This window comes from Pseudoclavibacter sp. JAI123 (assembly GCF_013409665.1).
In the GTDB taxonomy this organism is placed as follows: domain Bacteria; phylum Actinomycetota; class Actinomycetes; order Actinomycetales; family Microbacteriaceae; genus Pseudoclavibacter.
This window is the reverse complement of the sequence record NZ_JACCCM010000002.1, coordinates 259,538-278,162: the sequence shown is the minus strand read 5'-3', so window position 1 is coordinate 278,162 and position 18,625 is coordinate 259,538. Positions and strand designations below refer to the sequence as shown.

The following is an 18,625-nucleotide window of genomic DNA, read 5'->3' as shown; positions in this document are numbered from 1 at the left end:
TTTCGGGCTTCGGGCGTCGGCGTTCGGAGGGTGAGTCGCGGCGGCGAGACCATGCGGCTCCTGACGGGACGAGGCTGAACGCGTCGCTCAGCTGCGGCGGATCGACAGTCGGTATTCGCCGAGCTGCACGACGTCGCCGGAGCGGAGTTCCGCTGGGACTCCAGGCTCAACCGCGAGGGCGCCGTGCGCATTCCCGCCAGGGAAGAGGGCGACGCCGTTGGTCGAGTTCAGGTCGTCGACGTACAGGCGATCTCCGTCGGCCCAGAACCTGGCGTGGGTCTTCGACATGGTCTGTGTGATGTCGGCGACCGCGGAGACCGAGGCGTCGGGGAAGCGTTCCTGCGAGGGGTTGCGCCCGATCACCACCGGACCGTAGATGGGGAGGCTGACGCCGTCGGAGAGCACGATCACCCATTCTGGGAGCGGCTGCTCGGCCTGCATGCCTGGCTCTTGCGGATTCGGCTGTCGGGCGTCGATCTCCGGGGTGGTCGACGGGCCCTGGAACGGCGCTGCGGGCTGCGCACGATCGACCGGGGCGAACGGCGGTGCGAGCGGCGACTCGAGCGGCGCGCTGGTGACCTGCGCTGCCGCGCCGAACTGCGGCGCCGCCGGAGGGAGGCTCTGCACAGCCGGAGGCAGGCCCTGCGCAGCCGGAGGGAGGCCCTGCGCGGCTGGCTGCGGCGTGAGCCTGGGCCGTGGGGCAGGGAGGGGCGGCAGCGGGTAGTCGTCGTCGAGCTCGGCGCGGAGCCAGTCGTCGGCCGAGCCTTCCGTCGAGCTTCCGCCGCGTGCTGATTGCTCCGACCGAGCTACCCGGTCGGGCTCGTCTGCCGTTTCAGACATGCTCGCCCCCTGGCCGATCATTCCCGGCGGTACCTCGATGAACCCCGAACGTTCCACGTCGCCATGATACGGCTCGCGGGCGGCGCCGGAACGCAAATCGTCCTCGGAGGCGGCGCCAGAAGCCGACAGTCTTGCGCGCCTCGGCGACGGAGGCATCCGCATCCGCCCAGAGGAGCGCGAGCTGCTCATCCGTCGGCAGCTCGTCGCCGAACACAGCCTGGTCGCTCCGGTCGGCGATGGAGGCGAGCGATGGATGCACTGCCGCGGCCGTCTGCACCCGGGTGCTTCGTGGCGGCACTGCGTAGCCGAGCTCGGCGAATCGGTCGATGCTGTCGCTCCACGCCCCGGCCGCCCGGAGGTGCGGGGGCCCCTCGTGCTGTCGTTTCCTGCGTCGTCGCCGTTTGAGGATCCCGATCACGAGCAGCGGCACGAAGAACAGCGCGAGCGGAACGGCGAGCGATACGCCGAGGGTGAGGATCCAGCCGGGGAGGGTCTCCTCGTCGTCAGGCTCTTCCTCCTGTCGACGCTCGTCGGCACTCGTCAGCAGCTCGTCCGGCTTCTCCTGGGTCTGCGGCGGCTGACGCACCTGCGCCTTGGGCTTCGACTGGGGGTCGGTCGTCGTGTTGACGGGCACGTCGGTGCGCTCCGGTGTGGGGTCGAACGCGACCCATCCGAAGCGCTCGAATGGGACCTCGACCCAGGCGGTGACGTCGGAACCGCGGACTTCCGTGGTGCCGTCGCTCGTGACCTGCTCTGGCGCGTAGCCCATGACGACACGTGCCGGGAAGCCGAGCTGGCGGGCCATGATCGCCATGGCTGACGCGTACTGCTCCTCGTCGCCGACGAGGTAGCGGAGTTCGAAGAGCTCCTGCATGCGGTCGAGCCCGTGCCCGGCACGGGAAGGCACGGTGTCGCTGGCGGTGCCGTGGCTGAAGTACCCCTCGGCCATGAGCGCGTTCTCGATGGCCTTCAGCTGCAGGTAGGGCGACGTCTCGCCCGCGACGTAGCTCTGCAGGCGCTCGACGAGCGCGGTTGGCGCGGCAGGCATCTCCGGGTAGGCGAGGTCGACGACGTCCGCGTTGTCGAGCTGCCCTTCGATCGGGAGGTCCTGCACGAGTGCGGCGATCTCGTAGGTGTCTCCTTCTCGGAGCCCCGAGGTGACGAGGCCCCCGCTGGCACGAGCGTTGAAGCGGAAGTCCCCGCTGCGCTCTGGCAGGCTGCCGCCAGTGAGGTTCACGTCCGTCGGGACGCCGACGCTTGGCAGCCAGATGTCGGAGTAGTCGCGGATGGTGACGTCGAGATGCCTTTGGGACGACGCGGTCACGAAGGGGTTGCTCGGCACGACTCGCCCCGAGAGGGTGTAGCTGCCGGCTGCTTCGAGGGACTGCTGGGGGTCGGCGATCTGCCAGGACTTGCCCGAGTAGCTCTCGAGCGTCGCGAGGCGGATGCGGTCTCCACCCTGGAGTCCGGTCGCGTCGAAGAGCACGGCGTCTGGTTTCAGTTTGGAGTACTCGCGGAAGCCGGCGAGCGGGCTCGTGTGCGAGAGGGGGTCGAACGGCGGCGTGATCTGCTCGCGTGCGACGACCCGCTGGTCGGCGACGGTCGCCGCGGCGACGAAGCCACCGGCGGTCGTGAGCAGGGCGGCGACGAGGACGAGCACACCGGTGCCGAGCGCGCGGGAACGGAAGAGCGCCCGCCTGGCGTCCTTCGAGGCGACGTTGCCGAAGCCTCGGCGCCAGCTGAGCCAGACGAGGGCGACGGCGGCGAAGGCTCCGCCGCGCAGCACGCCGGCGACGCTGTCGTCTGTCCCGATGAAGATCGCGCTGGCGAGGACGGCGAGGGGGCCGAGCAGCGCGACGCTCGGCGGCCAGACCGCGCGGGGCCGTGCGGGTGCGACCCAGAGGAGCAGCATCATCGACACGAGGGAGCAGGCGGCGGCGACGAAGTAGGGCAGCGCCGCCAGATGGCCGGGCTCGAGCAGCGGGGTCGAGAGGGTCACGGCGTCGCGCCACGCGAAGACGGGGGCGCGGGCGAGGTCGGCGAGCGTCGCGAGGGTGGGCAGCACCCCGCCGAGGTCGGACTGGGGCAGCGCGAACGCGGTTCCGAAGAGGAAGTAGCTGGCGATCGCCACGAGGAGCGTGTTGACGCGGGTGAGGCCCAGGCGGGCCCCGATGAGGGAGGAGCCGATGCCGACGATCAGTCCGCCGGCGACGGCCAGCAGGAACCAGCCGCTGCCGTAGGCGGGCGCGAACCCGAGGGATGCGACCATCGTGAGCACCGCGATGACACCCGCGTCGACGAGGGAACGCGCCCCCATGAGGGACGTGGTCGCTGTCTCCTGCGGTGCCCGGGTGGCTCGGTCGCGCCGGGGTGAGGACGTCTCCCGGGGTCCGCCGCCTGTCTGCCCCTTGGTCGCCGCGGTCATGTGCGCACCCGCGTCTCGCGCACCAGGCGCGGCAGGTCGTCGAGATCAGGCACCGTGCACACGACGGTCTCGCGGAGGCGCGTGCGGCTGGCGGGGTGTCCGATGGCGCAGCGGAAGACGACGAGGGTCACGTCGGCGGTGAAGACGGACTGCAGCTGCCCGAGCTGCGCGTCGGTCGTGGCGCTGCCGCAGACGAGGAAGACGATGCTGGCCTGCGGAAGCCGTCGGACGCTGAGGGCGACGAAGTCGCGCAGCGATGGGGCTGCCGTCGCGTGGGGCTGCAGCCTGCTGGTGCCGTCGAGCATCGATGAGACGGCGCGCGTCGGCAGCCGCCCACTCTGGGTCATGGCGCTGAGGGCGACCCCTGAGCGGATGAGTTCTTGCGCGAGGGAGGCGAGCACCTCGACGCCGAGCTCGAACTCCTCCTCGGACGCGTAGGCGGACGTCTCGAGTGTCTGGAGCACGTTGGCCTGCGAGCGACGGGTCTCCTGGAACTGACGGACCATGAGCAGGCCGGTCCGCGCGCTGGTGCGCCAGTGGATGTTCCTGCGGTCGTCGCCGGGCTCGTAGGGGCGGAGGGCGTGGAAGGCGAGGTCGTCGTCGGTGATGCGCTCGCCGGTGACACCTTCGAGGTCGCGAAGGAGGCCCGCCACCTGGGCGGTGATGCGCACGGTCCTGGGGTGCACGAACAGCTCGAGCACGCCCGTCCATCTCGTGGCCCGCTCAAGCAGGCCGATGGGGTCGCCCCGCAGCGAACGGGCTGGCCCGGCTTCGATGACGGCGCGGCGCGTGGTGGGCACGGCGAAGAGGTCCTCGTGCGTCTCGTCCGGCCCCAGCTGGGGCACGCTGAACTCGGCGGTCGCGTGACCGACCGGGAGGGCGAGGCGGGTCGGGAGGACGCGGCGCTCGCCGAGGTTGGTGACCTGCAGCCGGCCGAGCGCGCGGTCGCCGACGCGAACGCGCCGCGGCTCGAGATCGACCTGCACGCCGAAGCTCTCGCGTCCGATGGTGAAGGGCACCGCGGCGGCGAACACGCCGACGAGCACTCCCCCGATTCCGATGAGCTCAAGCCATCCGAACACCGTCCCGACGGCGAGCAGCAGGACGCCGGAGACGAGCACGACCCAGCCGAGCGGCGTGACGCAGCTGATGGCGTCGCCGATCGTGAGCCGGTCGCGGTCCGCGATGTCGGCGTCGGTGGATTCGTGCGCGTCGGTCACTACGCGGCTCGGTGCTGGGGTGGGTCGACCTCGAGGAGGCACCGGTCGATGACCTGGTCGGGCGTGGTGCCCGAGAACTCGGCTTCCGGGTCGAGGATGAGCCGGTGTGCGAGCACGGGATGCGCGAGGGTGCGCACATCGTCGGGAATGACGTAGCGGCGGCCGTGCGCGGGGGCCCAGGCCTTCACGGCGCGGGCGAGCGCAAGCGCGCCGCGGACGGAGACGCCGACGAGCACGTCTCGGTCGGCGCGCGTGGCGGTGACGATCTCCGAGACGTAGGCCATGATCGACTCGTCGACGTGCACGTCGGCGGCGAGCTGCTGCATGACGACGACGTTCTCGGCGTGGAGGATGGCGGGCACGCTGTCGGCGCGCTGCCGGTTTCCCGCATCCATGAGCAGGCGCACGGTGCTCTCGTGGTCGGGGTAGCCGAGGGAGGTCTTCATGAGGAAGCGGTCGAGCTGCGCTTCCGGCAGCTTGTAGGTGCCGGCCTGCTCGACGGGGTTCTGGGTCGCGATGACGAGGAACGGCGACGGCACTGGATGCGGCGTTCCGTCGACGGTGACCCGCCCCTCCTCCATGACCTCGAGCAGCGCGGACTGCGTCTTCGGCGAGGCGCGGTTGATCTCGTCGGCGAGCACGATGGAGGCGAAGATGGGGCCGGGGTGGAACTCGAAGTCGCGCTTCCCTTGGTCGAAGATCGTGACGCCGGTGACGTCGGAGGGCAGCAGGTCGGGCGTGAACTGCACGCGACTGTTGGTGCCATCGATCGTCTTGGCGAGGGCCTTCGCGAGCACCGTCTTGCCGGTGCCTGGCACGTCCTCGAGGAGGAGGTGCCCCTGGCTGAAGAGGGTCGTGAGGGTGAGCTCGACGACGTGCCGCTTGCCGACGACCGCCTGCTCGATGTTGGCGGTCAGTCGCTCGAAGGCGTCCTGGAACCAGGCGGCCTGCTCTTCGGTCACGGTCATACGGGCTCCTCCTGCTGACGACGCCGCTGCGCGCCGGTTCTGGTCATTGTCTGCTCGGCCACCGACATTCGGGCTACCACTTCTCGAGCACCGGGCTCTTGACTACGGGTGCGCCGTTCTCGATGATCTCCACCCAGTAACCGCCGAGGCTCCCCTGGCAGTCCGGCAGATGGAGCCCTCCGTCGGAGTTGAGGAACGCGGCGTTCAGACCGGTCTGCTCTCCGATCAACTTGTTGTCGCCTGGCTTGTTGTTGCTGTAGCACTTGACGCCGTAGGTGGTCGCCTCGGAGAAGTCCTGCCCCTTGATGACGAAGCTCTTCACGTCGTCAGGCTTCCCGTCTACCGCCTTGCCCGCGATGATGCTGATCTTGTAGTCCCGGGTGTAGAACAGGGTGCCCGTGATCTTGACTGTGGCCGTGGAGGCCCCAGCTTCGTTCTTCGCCGCGACATAGACGCTCACCGGCGTCGAACCGTACTTGGGGATAGCGATACCGGTGATCTCGAAGGAACGCTGCGATGCCGGCAGACTCGTCGTCGTCGGGGCCTGCGTTCCGACCTGCACCGTCACGTCGTACCCGCTGAGTCCTCCACCGTCCACGGCGGGCGCAGACCAGTCCGCCTTGAGTGTCCCCGTGAGCGCTCCCGGCGCGGCCTGAACATCAGGAACCGAGAGTCCCTGGGGCGCCTGAGGGAGGTTGATCGGCTTCGCACCGGCCGAGTTCGAAGGCGGCCCTATGCCCAGCGCGTTCTTGGCCTGGACGGTTGCGGTGTACTCCACGCCGGGCACAAGGCCGTCGGAAGCCGAGAAGGTCGCACTGTACGCCACGCCAACAGACGCGGTGAGGACAGCCCCGCCCCCGGTGAGCGTCACCTCGTATCCGGTGATGTCGGGGCCGTTGGAGATGGCGCTCGACCAGCCCACGACGAGCGTGCCGAGCGCGCTGCCCTTCTCGAGCGTCACCGACGTGGGAATGCCTGGCACGTCCTGCACCTCGACGGTTGCCAGGCCGGTCGTCTCGCGGAGCGGGTCGCCGGTCTGGTCGCCGATGCGGTAGCTGACCGTGATGGTGCCGATGAAGTTCGGGGCCGGGACGACCCGCAGCTGCCCGTCCACGATGGACACGGCAGCCTTCTCGGCACCGCCAGACACGTCGCTCGCGGCGAGGAGCTCGAGGGGCGACTCGGGGAACGGGTTGAAGTCGTTGGCGGTGACGTTCATGGTGACGGGCTCGTTGCGTCGGGCGAGCTGCTCGTCCGGCACGGCGCGCGGCAGCGGCTTCGAGGTCGAGACGACCGTGACGGTGACGGTGCCCGTCTGCACGAACTCGCGGAACGTGTACGTGACCGTGTACTTCGCGACCGTGCCGACCTTCGCGGTGACGCCGGCCCCGACCTTGACGGTGCTGCCGTCGAGGGACGCCGTGAGGTCTCCCGCTCCGCCCGTGAGCTTCGAGAACTGCACCTGGGGCACGACGTCCTTGTTGGGGTGCCCGGTGGCGGTGCTCAGGTCGAAGCTCTGCTCCGTGCCCTGCTCGATGGTGAGCTGCGGGGCGACGAACGTCGGGGCGACATCGAAGAAGTCGGGGTCGCCGACGGCGATCGGCACGCGGACGGTCGCGATGCCGGCGTTCGGGTCGTTGTCGCCGTCCGCATCCGACACCTGGAAGGTGATGGATGCGGGCCCGCGGAACCCTGGCTTCGGCGTGAACCTGAGCTCGGTGTCGCTCTGCACGATGGGGCTGCCGTCTGCCTGCTCGGCCCACGCCTCCTCCGGGTTGATGATCGCGACGCGGTTGCCGGAGGGCGCCCGGACGAGGTCGTTGACGTTCCACGAGATCGACTCGCCGACCTTGACCTTCTGCGCGGGGAGGTCCGGGATGAGGAACGGCGACTGCCGCTTCGACTCTTCGGTGATGAGGGCGGGGACCATGAGGAATCCGGCCGCCGTGAGCCCTGTGTCCGCTGCTGTCAGCCGGTAGACGATGATCTGCCTGACGTCGCTGAGCGTCACCGTCACGCGTCCGTCCTCTTCGACCTGCGCCGCCCCGGCCCCGGCGCCCACGAGGTCGACGGCGAGCTCGCTCACGCGCCCGCCGGGGTTCGCGGCGCCGTCGCGCACGTTGACGCTCAGCGTCTCCGCGCCGGCGAAGTCGTCGAGGCGAACGACGTGGTCGGTCGCGGTCGGCGGGAGGGTCGGGGCATCCGCGCTGATCGTGATGTGGATGAACGCGGCGTCCTGACCTCCCTGGCCGTTGGTGATCGTGTAGGGCACGGAGACGAACTCGCCGTCGCTCGGGACCGTGACGATGACGGAGTCGCCGTCGACCTCGGCGTCGAGGCTCGCGTCGACCCCGACGAGCTCCGGAACGAGCTCGAGCGGGTAGCCGTTCGGGTCGGAGTCGTTCTGCAGCGCGGGGACCGCGATGCGCGAGCCGGGCTTGGCGCGCACGGTGTCATCGACGGCGACGGGTGGCGCTGTGGCGGCGGGGCGGGCGACGACGCCCACCTTGATGGTGCCCTCGGCTCGCTGGCCGTAGCCGTCGACGACCTCGTAGCGCAGCACGTCCGTTCCGGAGGCGCCCGCGAAGGCCTCGTAGATGAAGGAGGTCTGCGTGATCTCCCGCACCGAGCCGAGCTTGGGGACGTCGACGAGCTGCGTGAGCTCGACGGAGTCCCCGTCCGGGTCGATGCCGTTCAGGGGCACCTCGATGCGCACGCTGGCGCCCTCGAAGACCCTGGCGGTGTCGGTGCCCGGCTCCGGCGGCCGGTTGCTCGACTCGTCGGGGGCCGTCACCTGGAAGGTGAGGTTCGCGCCGGCCTGCTCGCCGTGCTCGTCGACGACCGTGTACCCGAGCGAGTAGGTGCCCGGCTCGCTCGGCGCCTGAAGGCGGACGTCGTCGCCGGAGACGAACGTGTAGCCGTCGCCGACCTGCATATTGTTGAGCTCCGGCGCGAGCGACATCTGCGCCTCGTCCGGGTGCGAGTCGTTCTCGAGCACGGAGACGCTCGTGTAGTCGCCGGCCCGCACCCGTCTGGTGTCGTCGACGGCGACGGGGGGCTCGTGTGTGACGGCCGGCTCGACCGGGACGACGACGATGTAGCCGACGGACGTCGCCGTGCCGTCGGTGATCGTGTACGGCAGCTCGATGGCCTGCTGGATCGCCGCCTGCGAGGAGAGGCGGACGATCGTGTTGTCGATGAGTTCGACGGCGAGCCCCGCGATCCGCGCCTCATCCGTCGTCTCGACGCTCTGCACGGAGAGCACCCCCGTGCCCGTCGACACGTCGTTGCCCAGCACGTCGACCGCGTTCGACTGGCCAGGGCGCAGGTAGGCGAGGTCGCGGACGGCGGTCACCTGCGTGGGCTCCGCCGCGGCGTCCTCGACGTCGAAGCGGATGATCCCGACCGAGGTGGCGGCGCCAGCCGTGACGGTGTACTGCACGTAGGCGGTCATCGCGGTCTCGGAGGTGAAGGTCACCGTGCCGAGGTCGGGGTTGAAGCTGGCCCCTCCGGTCGCCGTGCCGAGCTCCGCGATCTCGACGAGGCCGAGGGCCTGCCCGTTCGGCGAGAGGTCGTTGACGAGCGGCTGCGCGGTGACGGTCTCGCCGACCACGCCCCTCGCGTAGTCGGGCGTCCCGATCGGGCCGAGTGTCCCTGGCGCCTCGACGCGGATGCGCAGCTCGCCGGCGGCCTGCGAGGAGCCGTCCGAGACGAGATAGGGCACGACGCGCTCCCCCAGCTCCGCGCTGGCAGCCGTGAAGGTGATGCGGCCGTCTGGCGTGAAGCCGATGGCGTCGCCGACCGGTGCCGTCGCCCCCTGCAGGAAGATGGGGTCGCCGTCTGGGTCGATCCAGTCGGGGATGACGTTGTAGGAGATCTTCTGGCCGGCCTCGACGGCGACCGTGCTGGTCCTGTTCGTCGTGGGCGCCTGGTTCTCGGCATCCGCGGGCTGGATCCGGATCGTGAGCCGCGCCTCAGCGACGCCGCCCTGTCTGCCGTCGGTCGCCGTGTAGGTCAGCGTCTGCTCGCCGGAGGCTCCGTCGGCGGCACGGAACTGGAGGGCGCGCCCGTCGTCGATGAGGCGCAGCTCGCCGAAGGACTCCGGCACGTCCCCCGCGAGTCCGGTGATCGTGAGGATGTCGCCGTCGACATCGGAGTCGTTGTCGAGCACCGTCAGATACCCCGTGGATCCGGCGCGCACGCCGAAGACGTCGTCCACCAGGTCTGGTGGCGTGTTCACCTCGCCCCGCTCGGCGAGTGTCGCCTCGAACGATTCCTCGGTCGCCTCGTTCTCCCCCTCGACGCCGTCGGCGTCCTCGGGCGGCACGAGCTCGTTCCAGTTCTCGACGAGCCGCATGTTCTCCTGCGGCAGCCACACCTGGCCCGTCGCGACGTCGTTGAGGGCGACGACGTTGCGGTTGACCCGGAAGAGGATCTCGCCGAGCGGCGGCGTCGACATCGACTGGATGCGCGGCTCGCCGCCACCGCACGCGACCATCGTCGTGGCGGCCTGCGCCCACGCCGCGTGCGTGCATCCGCCGACCACCGCGGGACGCGCGGTGCCCTCCGGCGTGGCCAGGGAGCCGTCGATGCCGGCGGGCTCGCTGACCGGGTCGCCGCCGTCCAGGGGCACCCGAAGGGCTCCGTCGACGGTCGCGAACACGATCTCGGGGGCCGCCGCGCCTGGCAGCTGCACGCGGAGTGCCGTCTCGGGGACCGGCCTGGCCTCGCCGTCGACCAGCAGCGAGCCAGCCTCGCGGTCGAAGACCACCGGCTGCTCCCCGACAGCGGTCAGCTCGTACTCGCCGGGGGAACCCGCGAGAGGTTCCCAGCTCTGCTCGGCGCCGAGGCCCTCCATGCGCAGGATCTGCTGCTTCTCGGGCGAGACCGCGAGCACCGTGCCGAGCGGCGTGACGACGACCTGCGCGTGGGCGCCGAGCTCCGCGACCGGCTCCGCGGTCGCCGCGTCGAAGGCGAGCGGCTGGGCGGCATCGATGAGCCACAGCCTGCCGGTTGCCGGGTCGAGGAGCGCGATCACACCGCCCCCATACGAGCTGCGACTGCCGGCAGGCGTCAGGATGCTCTCCCGCAGGTCGGTGAGCGCCGGGTCGACCCGTCCGAGGGAGCCGCTCGTCTGGTCATGCAGGAACACGGTGTCGCCGTCCTGCAGGATGCCCACGTCTGCGGTGACGAGGCTCACGCTCGCGTCGAGCTCCTGGATCTGCGCGTTCAGGCGCCCCGCCCGGAGGTCCTGGCTGTTCGAGACCCAGACGTCGCTGCTCTCCACCTCGATCTCGGCGGCCGCGAACCCCTCGTGGAGGAGCGCGAACAGCAGGGGGGTTCCCACGAGGAGGGCGAGGACGAGCGTCATCGCCAGCTGGCGGCGGCCCCTCGGCCTCGGCGCTGTTCGGCGCATGCTTCCCCACCCCCAGCAGAGATCCTCAGCGCCTCACGCAAGGCGCACCGGACATCATTGTGCACGAGGAGCGGACGCGGGCGCGACCGCGCGGGCTCCCCGCCTCCTCGGGAGTCGGCGATGCTCCTCGGAACTCGGCGAGGCTGCCGGGCGCTCGGCGGGACTCTCCCGGACGACTCTGGCGGCTGCCAGGCGGTGTCAGCGGCGGTCGAGAATGTCGAGGTCCTCCGGAGTCACGAGACGCGTCGAGATGGCGTACTCGACGAGGCGGGCGCGGCGGTTGGACGCGAGCTTGCTGCGCCCGCCCCGCAGTCCAGAGACGCCGAACTTGTCGAGCTTGTCGCACACGTTGTCGAGCTTCCGGTTGAAGGTCGGGAGCGTCCAGCCGAGGCGAGCGGCCGCATCCGCCGAGCTCGGGATGACGCCGCGCCCCGGAACGGAGTTGCGCAGGACGTCCTCCGCCAGCGCGAGGATCAGCTCGCGCTGCGTCTCGGTGAGGTGGATGACGGCCTGCGTCGTGTTGCCGGATGGGGACATGTTGACGTGGGACGTGTTGTAGAAGTCCGACGCCGAGTGGATGGCGAAGTCGTACGTCGTGGAGCCGGCCGTGAACATGACCTGCATGTGCTGGAAGACGACCGGCAGCTTCGCGCCGGGCGACAGCCAGGACTGCACCTGGCCCGAGTCGTCGGTGACCGTGGCCGAGAGCACCGAGCCCACGTTGGAGAGCCACCACATGCCGAACTCGGCCTGGAGCACGAGGAACTGTCGGTGCAGGTACGGGTTCTCGTCGATGACGAGGTCCGCGTCGCGGCCGATCGTGAACGGCGCCGCCGGGTCCAGTTCGTACCATTCCCCCACGAACTCGACGCGCAGCGGTCCGAGTGGCGGCACCTCGCTGACGACTCGCTCGTCGCTGTCGGAGATCTCGACGGCCTCTTCCGGGATCTCGCTCGCGTCGACCGCAGAGGTGTACTTGCTTTCACTCATGGGTCCATCATGGCGGATCGGCGCGCTCATTGCGGGTAGCAGACATCGAGCGGTTCCGGACTGACCTTCCCGCCGCGCCGCACTTCCACCTCGATGCAGGCCTGGGCGCCCTCCGGTACTCCCGGGATCACGACCCATGTCTCACTTGTCGTCGCGCCGTCCTTGCCGTTCTCTCCGACGGTCCAGTAGTAGACGTCGCCGGGCTGCGGGTCGGGGTTCGACCACGAGAAGGTGACGGCTCCGTCTGGGCTGCGGACGGCGACGGGGGCCACGAGCACGGGAGGGAAGCCACCAGCGTCGATGGACACTGGGGTGGCGGTGGCGCGGCCGATCTCCTCGTCCCCGGGGGTGAGCATCCACGCGGCGGCGGCGGCAACGCCGATGACGACGACGAGGCCGCCCGCGATGAGACCGACGAGCGCGTTCCGCGAGGGCCTGCGCCTGGCGGCCGCCGCGTTGGCCTCGCTGACACCGGCCAGGTCGTCGGCCATCGTCGCCTCGACGCGCGCGTCACCGATCTGCTGGCTTCCGGGTGCGCCCCCGAATGAGGGCGCGGTCGGCGCTGGACCGGCGGATGCGTGGCCCGGTGTCGTGATGCGGCGGGCTGTCGTCGGTCCGGAGTCATCGCTCGGCTGCGCGGCCGGGTGCTCGGCGCCCCGGGGCCTCCTGCCGGTCCGTGGGCCGCTGGCCGTCTCGTACCGCGCGGCGAACCCACCTGGCGACTGCTGCGCGGCGACTCGGACGACCGCGCGGGCGGACGTCAGCTCGGCCTTGCTCGCGCGGGCCCCTTCGTGGACCTGCGCGTTGACCAGCGAGACGGGCCGCAGGCTCGTCGCATCCGCATCCCCACCCCCGGTCGCGATGGGAGCGGAGATCGTCATGTTGGGCACGTCGATCGCGGTCGGCGCGTAGTTCAGCTCGAGCTCGACCCGCTGCAGCGCGTACGCGAACTCGACCGCGCTCTGGTAGCGGTGGGCGGGGTTGCGGGCCATCGCCTTGTGGAGCACGCTCACGAGCGACCTGGGGACGTCCCCGCGGTCGATGGGTGAGATGGATCCGCGCTCGATGCGGGAGATGAGGTCGAGCGTCGAGTTCTTCTGCCCCGGGCGTTCGAACGGGGTGTGCCCTGCGACCAGCGAGTAGACGGTCGCGCCGAGCGAGAAGACCTCGCTGCGCACGTCGGGCTTCGGTTCGTCCTCGAACATCTCCGGCGGGGACCAGGGCACCGACAGCCCGCCTCCCCCTGCCGGGGCGGACTCGACGAGATCGCCGGCGTCTGCGAGTTCATCGTCGACCGCGGAGGAGATGCCGAAGTCGGTGAGCGCCGGCCAGCCGAAGTCGTTCGTGAGGATGTTCGCTGGCTTCACGTCGCGGTGCAGGATGCCGACAGCGTGTGCGGTCGCGACGGCGCTCGAGATGCGCACCCCCGTGCGCAGCACTTCCTCGACGGGGATCCGCTCTCGCTTGTAGCGTTCGGAGAGGCTGAGGCCCGACGCGAACTCCATCACGAAGTAGGGGCGGCCGTCGCCCGCGACGTCGGCCTGGAAGATCGTGACGATGTAGGGGTGCGACGACATCTGCGCCATGAGGTTGGCCTCGCCGATGAACGCCTGCCTGCTCGTCTCGCCGAGGTCGTCACCGCCCAGCAGCACCTTGACCGCCACGAGCCTTCGCGGGAACTGCTGCTCGTAGAGGAAGACGTCGGAGAAGCCGCCAGAACCTAAGTGCTTTCGGTAGACGTAGCCAGGAATCTCGGGCGGCTCCGCTGGCGTTCGTCGCTGCCCGGCCACCGTCAGTGGCTCGCCGTCATGGACAGGTTGCGCACGGTCAGGAAGATGCCGCTGCCGAGGTCGATGACCGTGTTCGGCATGACCGCTGTCGGCTCGCCGGCTCGCAGCCGCTGCGGGCCGCGGCCGGGCATGACGACGTCGGTGCCGTTGCGCGAATGCAGGTCGGTGACGACGATGACGCCACCCTCGACGCTCATCAGCACGTGGTTGCGGGAGATGTCGGTCGCCCCGGTGAGCTTGACGTGCTGGGGCTCGACGCCCCCGGTCTGCTCTGCCCCCATGCTCGGCGCCCTGCCGAGCACAAGCGGACCCGCGAGCCCGACCGTGCCGCCAGTGGACAGCTCGACGACGTAGGCGGGCGCGTTCGGCGCAGTGGGATGCGCGGTCGCAGGCGCGGGCGCAGCCGGCGGGGCGGATGGTGCTGTCGCGCGCGGCGCTGCGGGCTCTGGGGCCGGGGCCGCGACTGGCCCTGCCGGCGGTGCGGTCGGCGCAGCGGTCGGCGCAGCGAACGTCGCGCCCCCGCCTTCGGGGTGCGTCTCAAACGACAGCGCCTGCGCGAGCACCGTCTCACCGAGGTCGCCGAGCCCGACCTGGCTGGCACGGTCGCGCCTGAGGTCCTGGATCGATCCTCCGGCGACCGTGAGACCGTCGTGCTCCCCCTGCTCGGGGCGGTCGGTGAGCTCGCGGTGACCGCTTCGGTCTGCCGAGGCGACGTGCTGGGGCGGGAGCGACCCGAGCTGGGTCGCCGCCGGGTCGGGGTGGTCCTGGGATTCTCGGCGCGCGGCGCGGCGCGCAGATGCGGCTTGGCGGATGCGGCTCGCTTCGTCGCTCAGGATCGTGCGGCCGTCATGCTCGCCGATCAGGTCGGCCTGCGCTTCCGCGTCGAGGATCGGCACGGGGAACGTCTGCGCGTCGCGATTCGAGGGGTCCGCGTCCTCGCTCGTCTCGGGCTCCGATGCGCCTTCGGCTGCTGCATCACCGTCGGCGGGCGCGTCACCTTCGGCTGCAGGCTCGGATTCGGATTCGGATTCGGAGGCGGGCTTGTCGAGCGCGGCCGATTCGTCGCGGGAACGTCCTTTGTCATCTGAGGGAAGCTCGAGGTCGACGGGCAGCTCGAGAATCGTCGCCTCTGGGAACGCCTCGCCCGATTCCGCCTTCGCTGTGTGCGAGCGTGGGGCCCCTTCGAGCTGCGCCTCGAGCGACTGCGAATGCTCCTGCACGGCCTCCCCCGGGCCGACGGCGCCGTCGAGGTCGGGGTCTGCGGTCGTCTCCACGGCCTCGAGGTTCGGGACTGACGTCTCGGCGACCTCGTGGTCGCGGTCCGCGAACAGCAGCTGGATCGGCACCTCGTCGCGTCCGAGCCTGTCGTCTTCGACGGTGACCTCGACGCCGCGCGCGGCCGGGAGCAGGGCTTCGACCCAGGTGAGCGCCTCCCGCGCATTGATGACGGCGGGGCGCATCCCGACCCGTGGCGAGTTCGGCAGCTCGACGACGCGCAGCGGCCCTCGCGCGAGGACCCGCAGGCCGTTCCCGTCGCGGATCAGGTACACGAACGGGGCGACCTCGCTGAGCGGGCCGCCGCCGAGCAGGGCCGCGAGGACGCGGTCGCACGAGAGGGCGCCGTCCGTGAACGCAAGGCGGGCCGCGTCGACGGCTCCCGCGGCCTCAGGGGCGTCAGGGGCGTCGCCAGCGTCGAGCGCCGGGTCCGCGCGCTGCGACGATGCGAGCGGACGCGGGATCAGCAGCGCGTGACGGCGCTGACGAAAGATCACGGGAGCGTGTGCCGTGGCCTCGTGGGGTGCCTCGGTCATCGTTACCTCGGCGTCGTGTCTTCGAAGCTGTCGTCGGCCGGCGGAGCCGCGATCGGCCCCGTCGTCACGGTGGGCACAGCGGATGCCTGGTCGGCGTTCGCGTATTCGGAGTCGATGACGACGACGCTCACGTTGTCGCGTCCGCCGACCTCGACCGCCGTCTGCACGAGCGTCTCGGCGAGCGTCAGCTCGGGCTCCGGGTCGGAGTGGTACTCGAGCATGACCTGCGAGATCTGCTCGTCGCTGAGCTCCTTCGTGAGCCCATCCGAGCAGACGAGGAACACCTGGTGGCCGTGCACCGGCATGAGCCAGATGTCGGCCTCCACGTCGCTCTCGGAGCCGACGGCGCGAGTGATGACGTTGCGGTCGGGGTGGATGAGCGCGTCGGCGGCCGAGATGAGCCCCATGGCGACCATCTCCTGCACGGCCGAGTGGTCGACGGTGACCTGCACGAGCGCGCGGCCGTTCCAGCCGTACACGCGCGAGTCCCCGACGTTGAAGATCATCCAGTGCAGCAGCTCTGCGCCGAGGTCGGCAAGGTCGACGAGCGCGATGCCGGAGAGCGTCGTGCCCGCGACGGCGCCGGGGCCGTCGGCCTCGGTCACGAGGTCCTGCACCGCACGGTTCGCGCGGTCGATGGTGCGCAGCACGCGATCCGGCGTCGCGGGCTCCTCGACCTGGAACTCCTCGTCGAAGGTCGCGACCACGGTCTGGCTCGCGCGGTCGCCGTAGGCGTGACCGCCCATGCCATCGGCGACGAAGAAGACGGGCATTCGTGCGAGCACGGAGTCCTCGTTGACCTGGCGCACACTTCCGACGTCGCTGGCGGCACTCACGCGCAACGCGACGGCTTCCTCCGCGCGCGCGTACGACGAAGCCAGTTCAGTATTCACAAATAGCACCTCTGGAACTCTGCCCGGGTGGCCTGCCCCGAAGGCACACCTTGTACGCGTAGATCGCGCGTGCATCCATTGTGGCATTGCGGCGGCCCTGCTGCGAGACCCGCCGCGACCCCGTCCCGGCCTCACGCCTCTGCGATGACGCTCCCCGCCGGGTCGAGACCGAGTCGTCTGGTCACCCCCAGCCTCCCGAGGAACCGCTCGTCGTGGCTCACGACGAGGAGCGCTCCCCGGTAGTCGCCGAGCGCGCTGACGAGCTGCGCGGTCGATTCCCGGTCGAGGTTGTTGGTCGGCTCGTCCAGCAGCAGGAGCTGGGAGGCGGGGGTCGCGAGGAGGAGCCGAACGAGCGAGACCCGGAAGCGCTCGCCTCCGGAGAGCGAGGACACGGGCCGTTCGACGACGGCCCCGCGCAGCATGAACCGAGCGAGCTGCGCTCTGAGCTCCTGCACGGAGGTCTCCGGCGCCGCCCGCTGCACGTTGTCGAGCACACTCGCCCCGTCGTCCAGACCGTCGAGGCGCTGGCGCAGGTATCCGACACGGTTGGTGGACGCGGTGACCCACGCTCCCCCGCGCGTGCCGATGCGCGCAGCCCCCTCGGCGCGGCCCGCGTCGGCCGAGGTGGCGATCGCCTCGAGGATCGTCGTCTTGCCCGAGCCGTTCGGACCGGCGAGGGCGATGCGCTCCGGCCCCATGATCACGATCGGCCGCAGCTCGCCCGCGGTATCCGGCAGCTCGAGGGTCGCGAGCCGACGCGACGACGCGACGTCGGGGTCGGGCAGCTGGATGCGGATGCTCGCGTCGTCCCTCACGCGCTCCTCCGCCCGGTCCACGGCGGCACGAGCGTCGGCGAGGCGCGCGTCGTGCTCCCCTCGGAGCTTCCCCGCGGACACCTGGGCGCGCGCCTTCTGCCCGTTCATGAGGATCTTCGGCGCCCGCTTGTTGGCCTGCGCCTTCTTCCCCGCTCGGAGGCTGCTCGCGATCTTCGCCTCCGCTTCTCGACGGTCGCGCTGCTCGGATCTGAGCGTGCCCTCGGCTGAGCGGAGGGCCTGGGCGGCCGCCATTCGCTCGCGTTCGAGCTGCTCGAGGTACGCGCTGTACCCGCCGCCGGTCAGGCTGAGCTCCCCTCGCCGGAGCTCGGCGATCTGGTCGACGTGCTCGAGCAGCTCCTCGTCGTGGCTGGCGATGACGAGCGTTCCACGCCACGATGCGACGAGCTCGGTGAGCCTGTCGCGCGCCTCCCGATCGAGGTTGTTGCTGGGCTCGTCGAGCAGCACGATCGGCGCACCGCCGAGGCGCAGACCGGCGACGGCCACGAGCATGGCCTCGCCGCCGGACAGGCTGCCGACGGTGCGGGTCAGCATCGCCTCGTCGAGACCGAGGCTTCGCAGCTCTGCCTCGGCGCGCATCTCGATGTCCCAGTCATCCCCGAGCACGTCGTACTCGGCCGTGTCGATGGAGCCGCCCTCGATGGCGCGCAGGGCCGCGATCTTCTCTTCAACACCCAAGAGGGCGGTGACGTGGAGGCCGGTATCGAGGGTCAGCTGCTGCGGCAGGTAGGCGACGTCCGCATCCACCCGGATCGTCCCGCCGCTCGGCGTGAGCGTGCCTGCGAGGAGGCGAAGCAGGGTCGATTTGCCGCTGCCGTTGCGGCCTACGAGGCCGGTCCTCCCCGGCGGGAAGGCGCCCGTGAGCGAGTCGAGTGCCCGCGTCCCGTCGGGCCAGCTCAGGCTGAGGCGCTCGAAGGCGAGTGGGGTGATGGTGTGAGGTGTCGACGTAGACACGATGCTCCCTGGTGGTTCAGTGCGCGCACTGACACCGGAAGCCTCAGAAGGTGGGTTCGACGGTCGTCAGCGCACGGTGTGCGTTGCGGGGGCGTCGAGAATCCTCACCGGCCTGCCAATCTGTCGGGAACAGGAACCGTCCCAAGGTATCCCCGAGCAGGGTTGCCGTCAACCGAACCCGAGTGCGGGACCCTTGACCACGCATGCAGAAAGCTGACCACGCATGCAGAAAGCCCGGTTCGAGATGTCTCGAACCGGGCTTTCGTTGGTGATCCCAGCGGGATTCGAACCCGCGCTGCCGCCGTGAGAGGGCGGTGTCCTAGGCCGCTAAACGATGGGACCGTTTTGGCAACTCGGATATTCTGGCACACGGCGCGAAGACAATGCAAGTCGGGGTTTGGGGTACGGCGCGTCGCGCGTCGTTCCGCGGGTCCTGTGCGGCCGACCAGACGCGGGTTGCTAGCGTTGTCGCATCGTCGCGCGTC

The 18,625-nt window shown here is 70.5% G+C and carries 10 protein-coding genes and 1 tRNA gene; all 11 read right to left on the bottom strand.

All coding sequences use genetic code 11. From position 1 onward, the window contains the following. Positions 1-87: 87 nt before the first annotated feature. On the bottom strand, positions 88-840 hold the full coding sequence (locus tag HDC34_RS13475) for an FHA domain-containing protein (RefSeq protein WP_179557376.1): 753 nt from the start codon (positions 838-840) through the stop codon (positions 88-90). Further along, positions 833-3,265, bottom strand: coding sequence for a transglutaminase domain-containing protein (locus tag HDC34_RS13470; RefSeq protein ID WP_179557375.1), 2,433 nt, complete (start codon positions 3,263-3,265; stop codon positions 833-835). The genes HDC34_RS13475 and HDC34_RS13470 overlap by 8 nt, the downstream gene beginning before the upstream one ends. After that, positions 3,262-4,485 (bottom strand): DUF58 domain-containing protein, encoded by a 1,224-nt coding sequence (locus HDC34_RS18245; protein WP_179557374.1) that lies wholly within the window; start codon positions 4,483-4,485, stop codon positions 3,262-3,264. Before HDC34_RS18245 ends, HDC34_RS13470 begins: the two co-directional genes overlap by 4 nt. Continuing rightward, entirely contained in the window at positions 4,485-5,453 is a 969-nt protein-coding gene (locus HDC34_RS13460; protein WP_179557373.1) for a MoxR family ATPase, read from the bottom strand. Before HDC34_RS13460 ends, HDC34_RS18245 begins: the two co-directional genes overlap by 1 nt. 73 nt (positions 5,454-5,526) lie before the next feature. Next, positions 5,527-10,869 carry an Ig-like domain-containing protein gene (locus HDC34_RS13455; RefSeq protein ID WP_179557372.1) on the bottom strand — a complete coding sequence of 1,781 codons (5,343 nt, stop codon included), beginning with the start codon at positions 10,867-10,869 and terminating at the stop codon, positions 5,527-5,529. 198 nt (positions 10,870-11,067) lie between these two features. Next, positions 11,068-11,859 carry a hypothetical protein gene (locus HDC34_RS13450; protein ID WP_249312502.1) on the bottom strand — a complete coding sequence of 264 codons (792 nt, stop codon included), beginning with the start codon at positions 11,857-11,859 and terminating at the stop codon, positions 11,068-11,070. A gap of 26 nt (positions 11,860-11,885) precedes the next feature. Beyond that, on the bottom strand, positions 11,886-13,649 hold the full coding sequence (locus HDC34_RS13445) for a serine/threonine-protein kinase (RefSeq protein WP_179557371.1): 1,764 nt from the start codon (positions 13,647-13,649) through the stop codon (positions 11,886-11,888). Positions 13,650-13,651: 2 nt separating this feature from the next. Next, positions 13,652-15,460: an FHA domain-containing protein gene (locus HDC34_RS17885; RefSeq protein WP_257023294.1), complete on the bottom strand. Its 1,809-nt coding sequence runs from the start codon at positions 15,458-15,460 to the stop codon at positions 13,652-13,654. Between the two features lie 2 nt (positions 15,461-15,462). Next, positions 15,463-16,353 (bottom strand): protein phosphatase 2C domain-containing protein, encoded by an 891-nt coding sequence (locus HDC34_RS13435; protein WP_307852864.1) that lies wholly within the window; start codon positions 16,351-16,353, stop codon positions 15,463-15,465. A 131-nt stretch (positions 16,354-16,484) separates the two neighbouring features. Continuing rightward, the gene (locus tag HDC34_RS13430; RefSeq protein WP_179557369.1) at positions 16,485-18,140 is read right to left on the bottom strand and encodes an ABC-F family ATP-binding cassette domain-containing protein; all 1,656 of its coding nucleotides are present in this window, start codon (positions 18,138-18,140) and stop codon (positions 16,485-16,487) included. Between the two features lie 266 nt (positions 18,141-18,406). Next, positions 18,407-18,482, bottom strand: a tRNA-Glu gene (locus HDC34_RS13425). Between the last annotated feature and the right edge of the window lie 143 nt (positions 18,483-18,625).

Coding starts and splice junctions, on each gene's coding strand:
- HDC34_RS13470 (WP_179557375.1), bottom strand. CDS start 3,265: ATGACCGCGGCGACCAAGGGGCAGACAGGCGGCGGACCCCGGGAGACG.
- HDC34_RS17885 (WP_257023294.1), bottom strand. CDS start 15,460: ATGACCGAGGCACCCCACGAGGCCACGGCACACGCTCCCGTGATCTTT.
- HDC34_RS13450 (WP_249312502.1), bottom strand. CDS start 11,859: ATGAGTGAAAGCAAGTACACCTCTGCGGTCGACGCGAGCGAGATCCCG.
- HDC34_RS13455 (WP_179557372.1), bottom strand. CDS start 10,869: ATGCGCCGAACAGCGCCGAGGCCGAGGGGCCGCCGCCAGCTGGCGATG.
- HDC34_RS13460 (WP_179557373.1), bottom strand. CDS start 5,453: ATGACCGTGACCGAAGAGCAGGCCGCCTGGTTCCAGGACGCCTTCGAG.
- HDC34_RS13475 (WP_179557376.1), bottom strand. CDS start 840: ATGTCTGAAACGGCAGACGAGCCCGACCGGGTAGCTCGGTCGGAGCAA.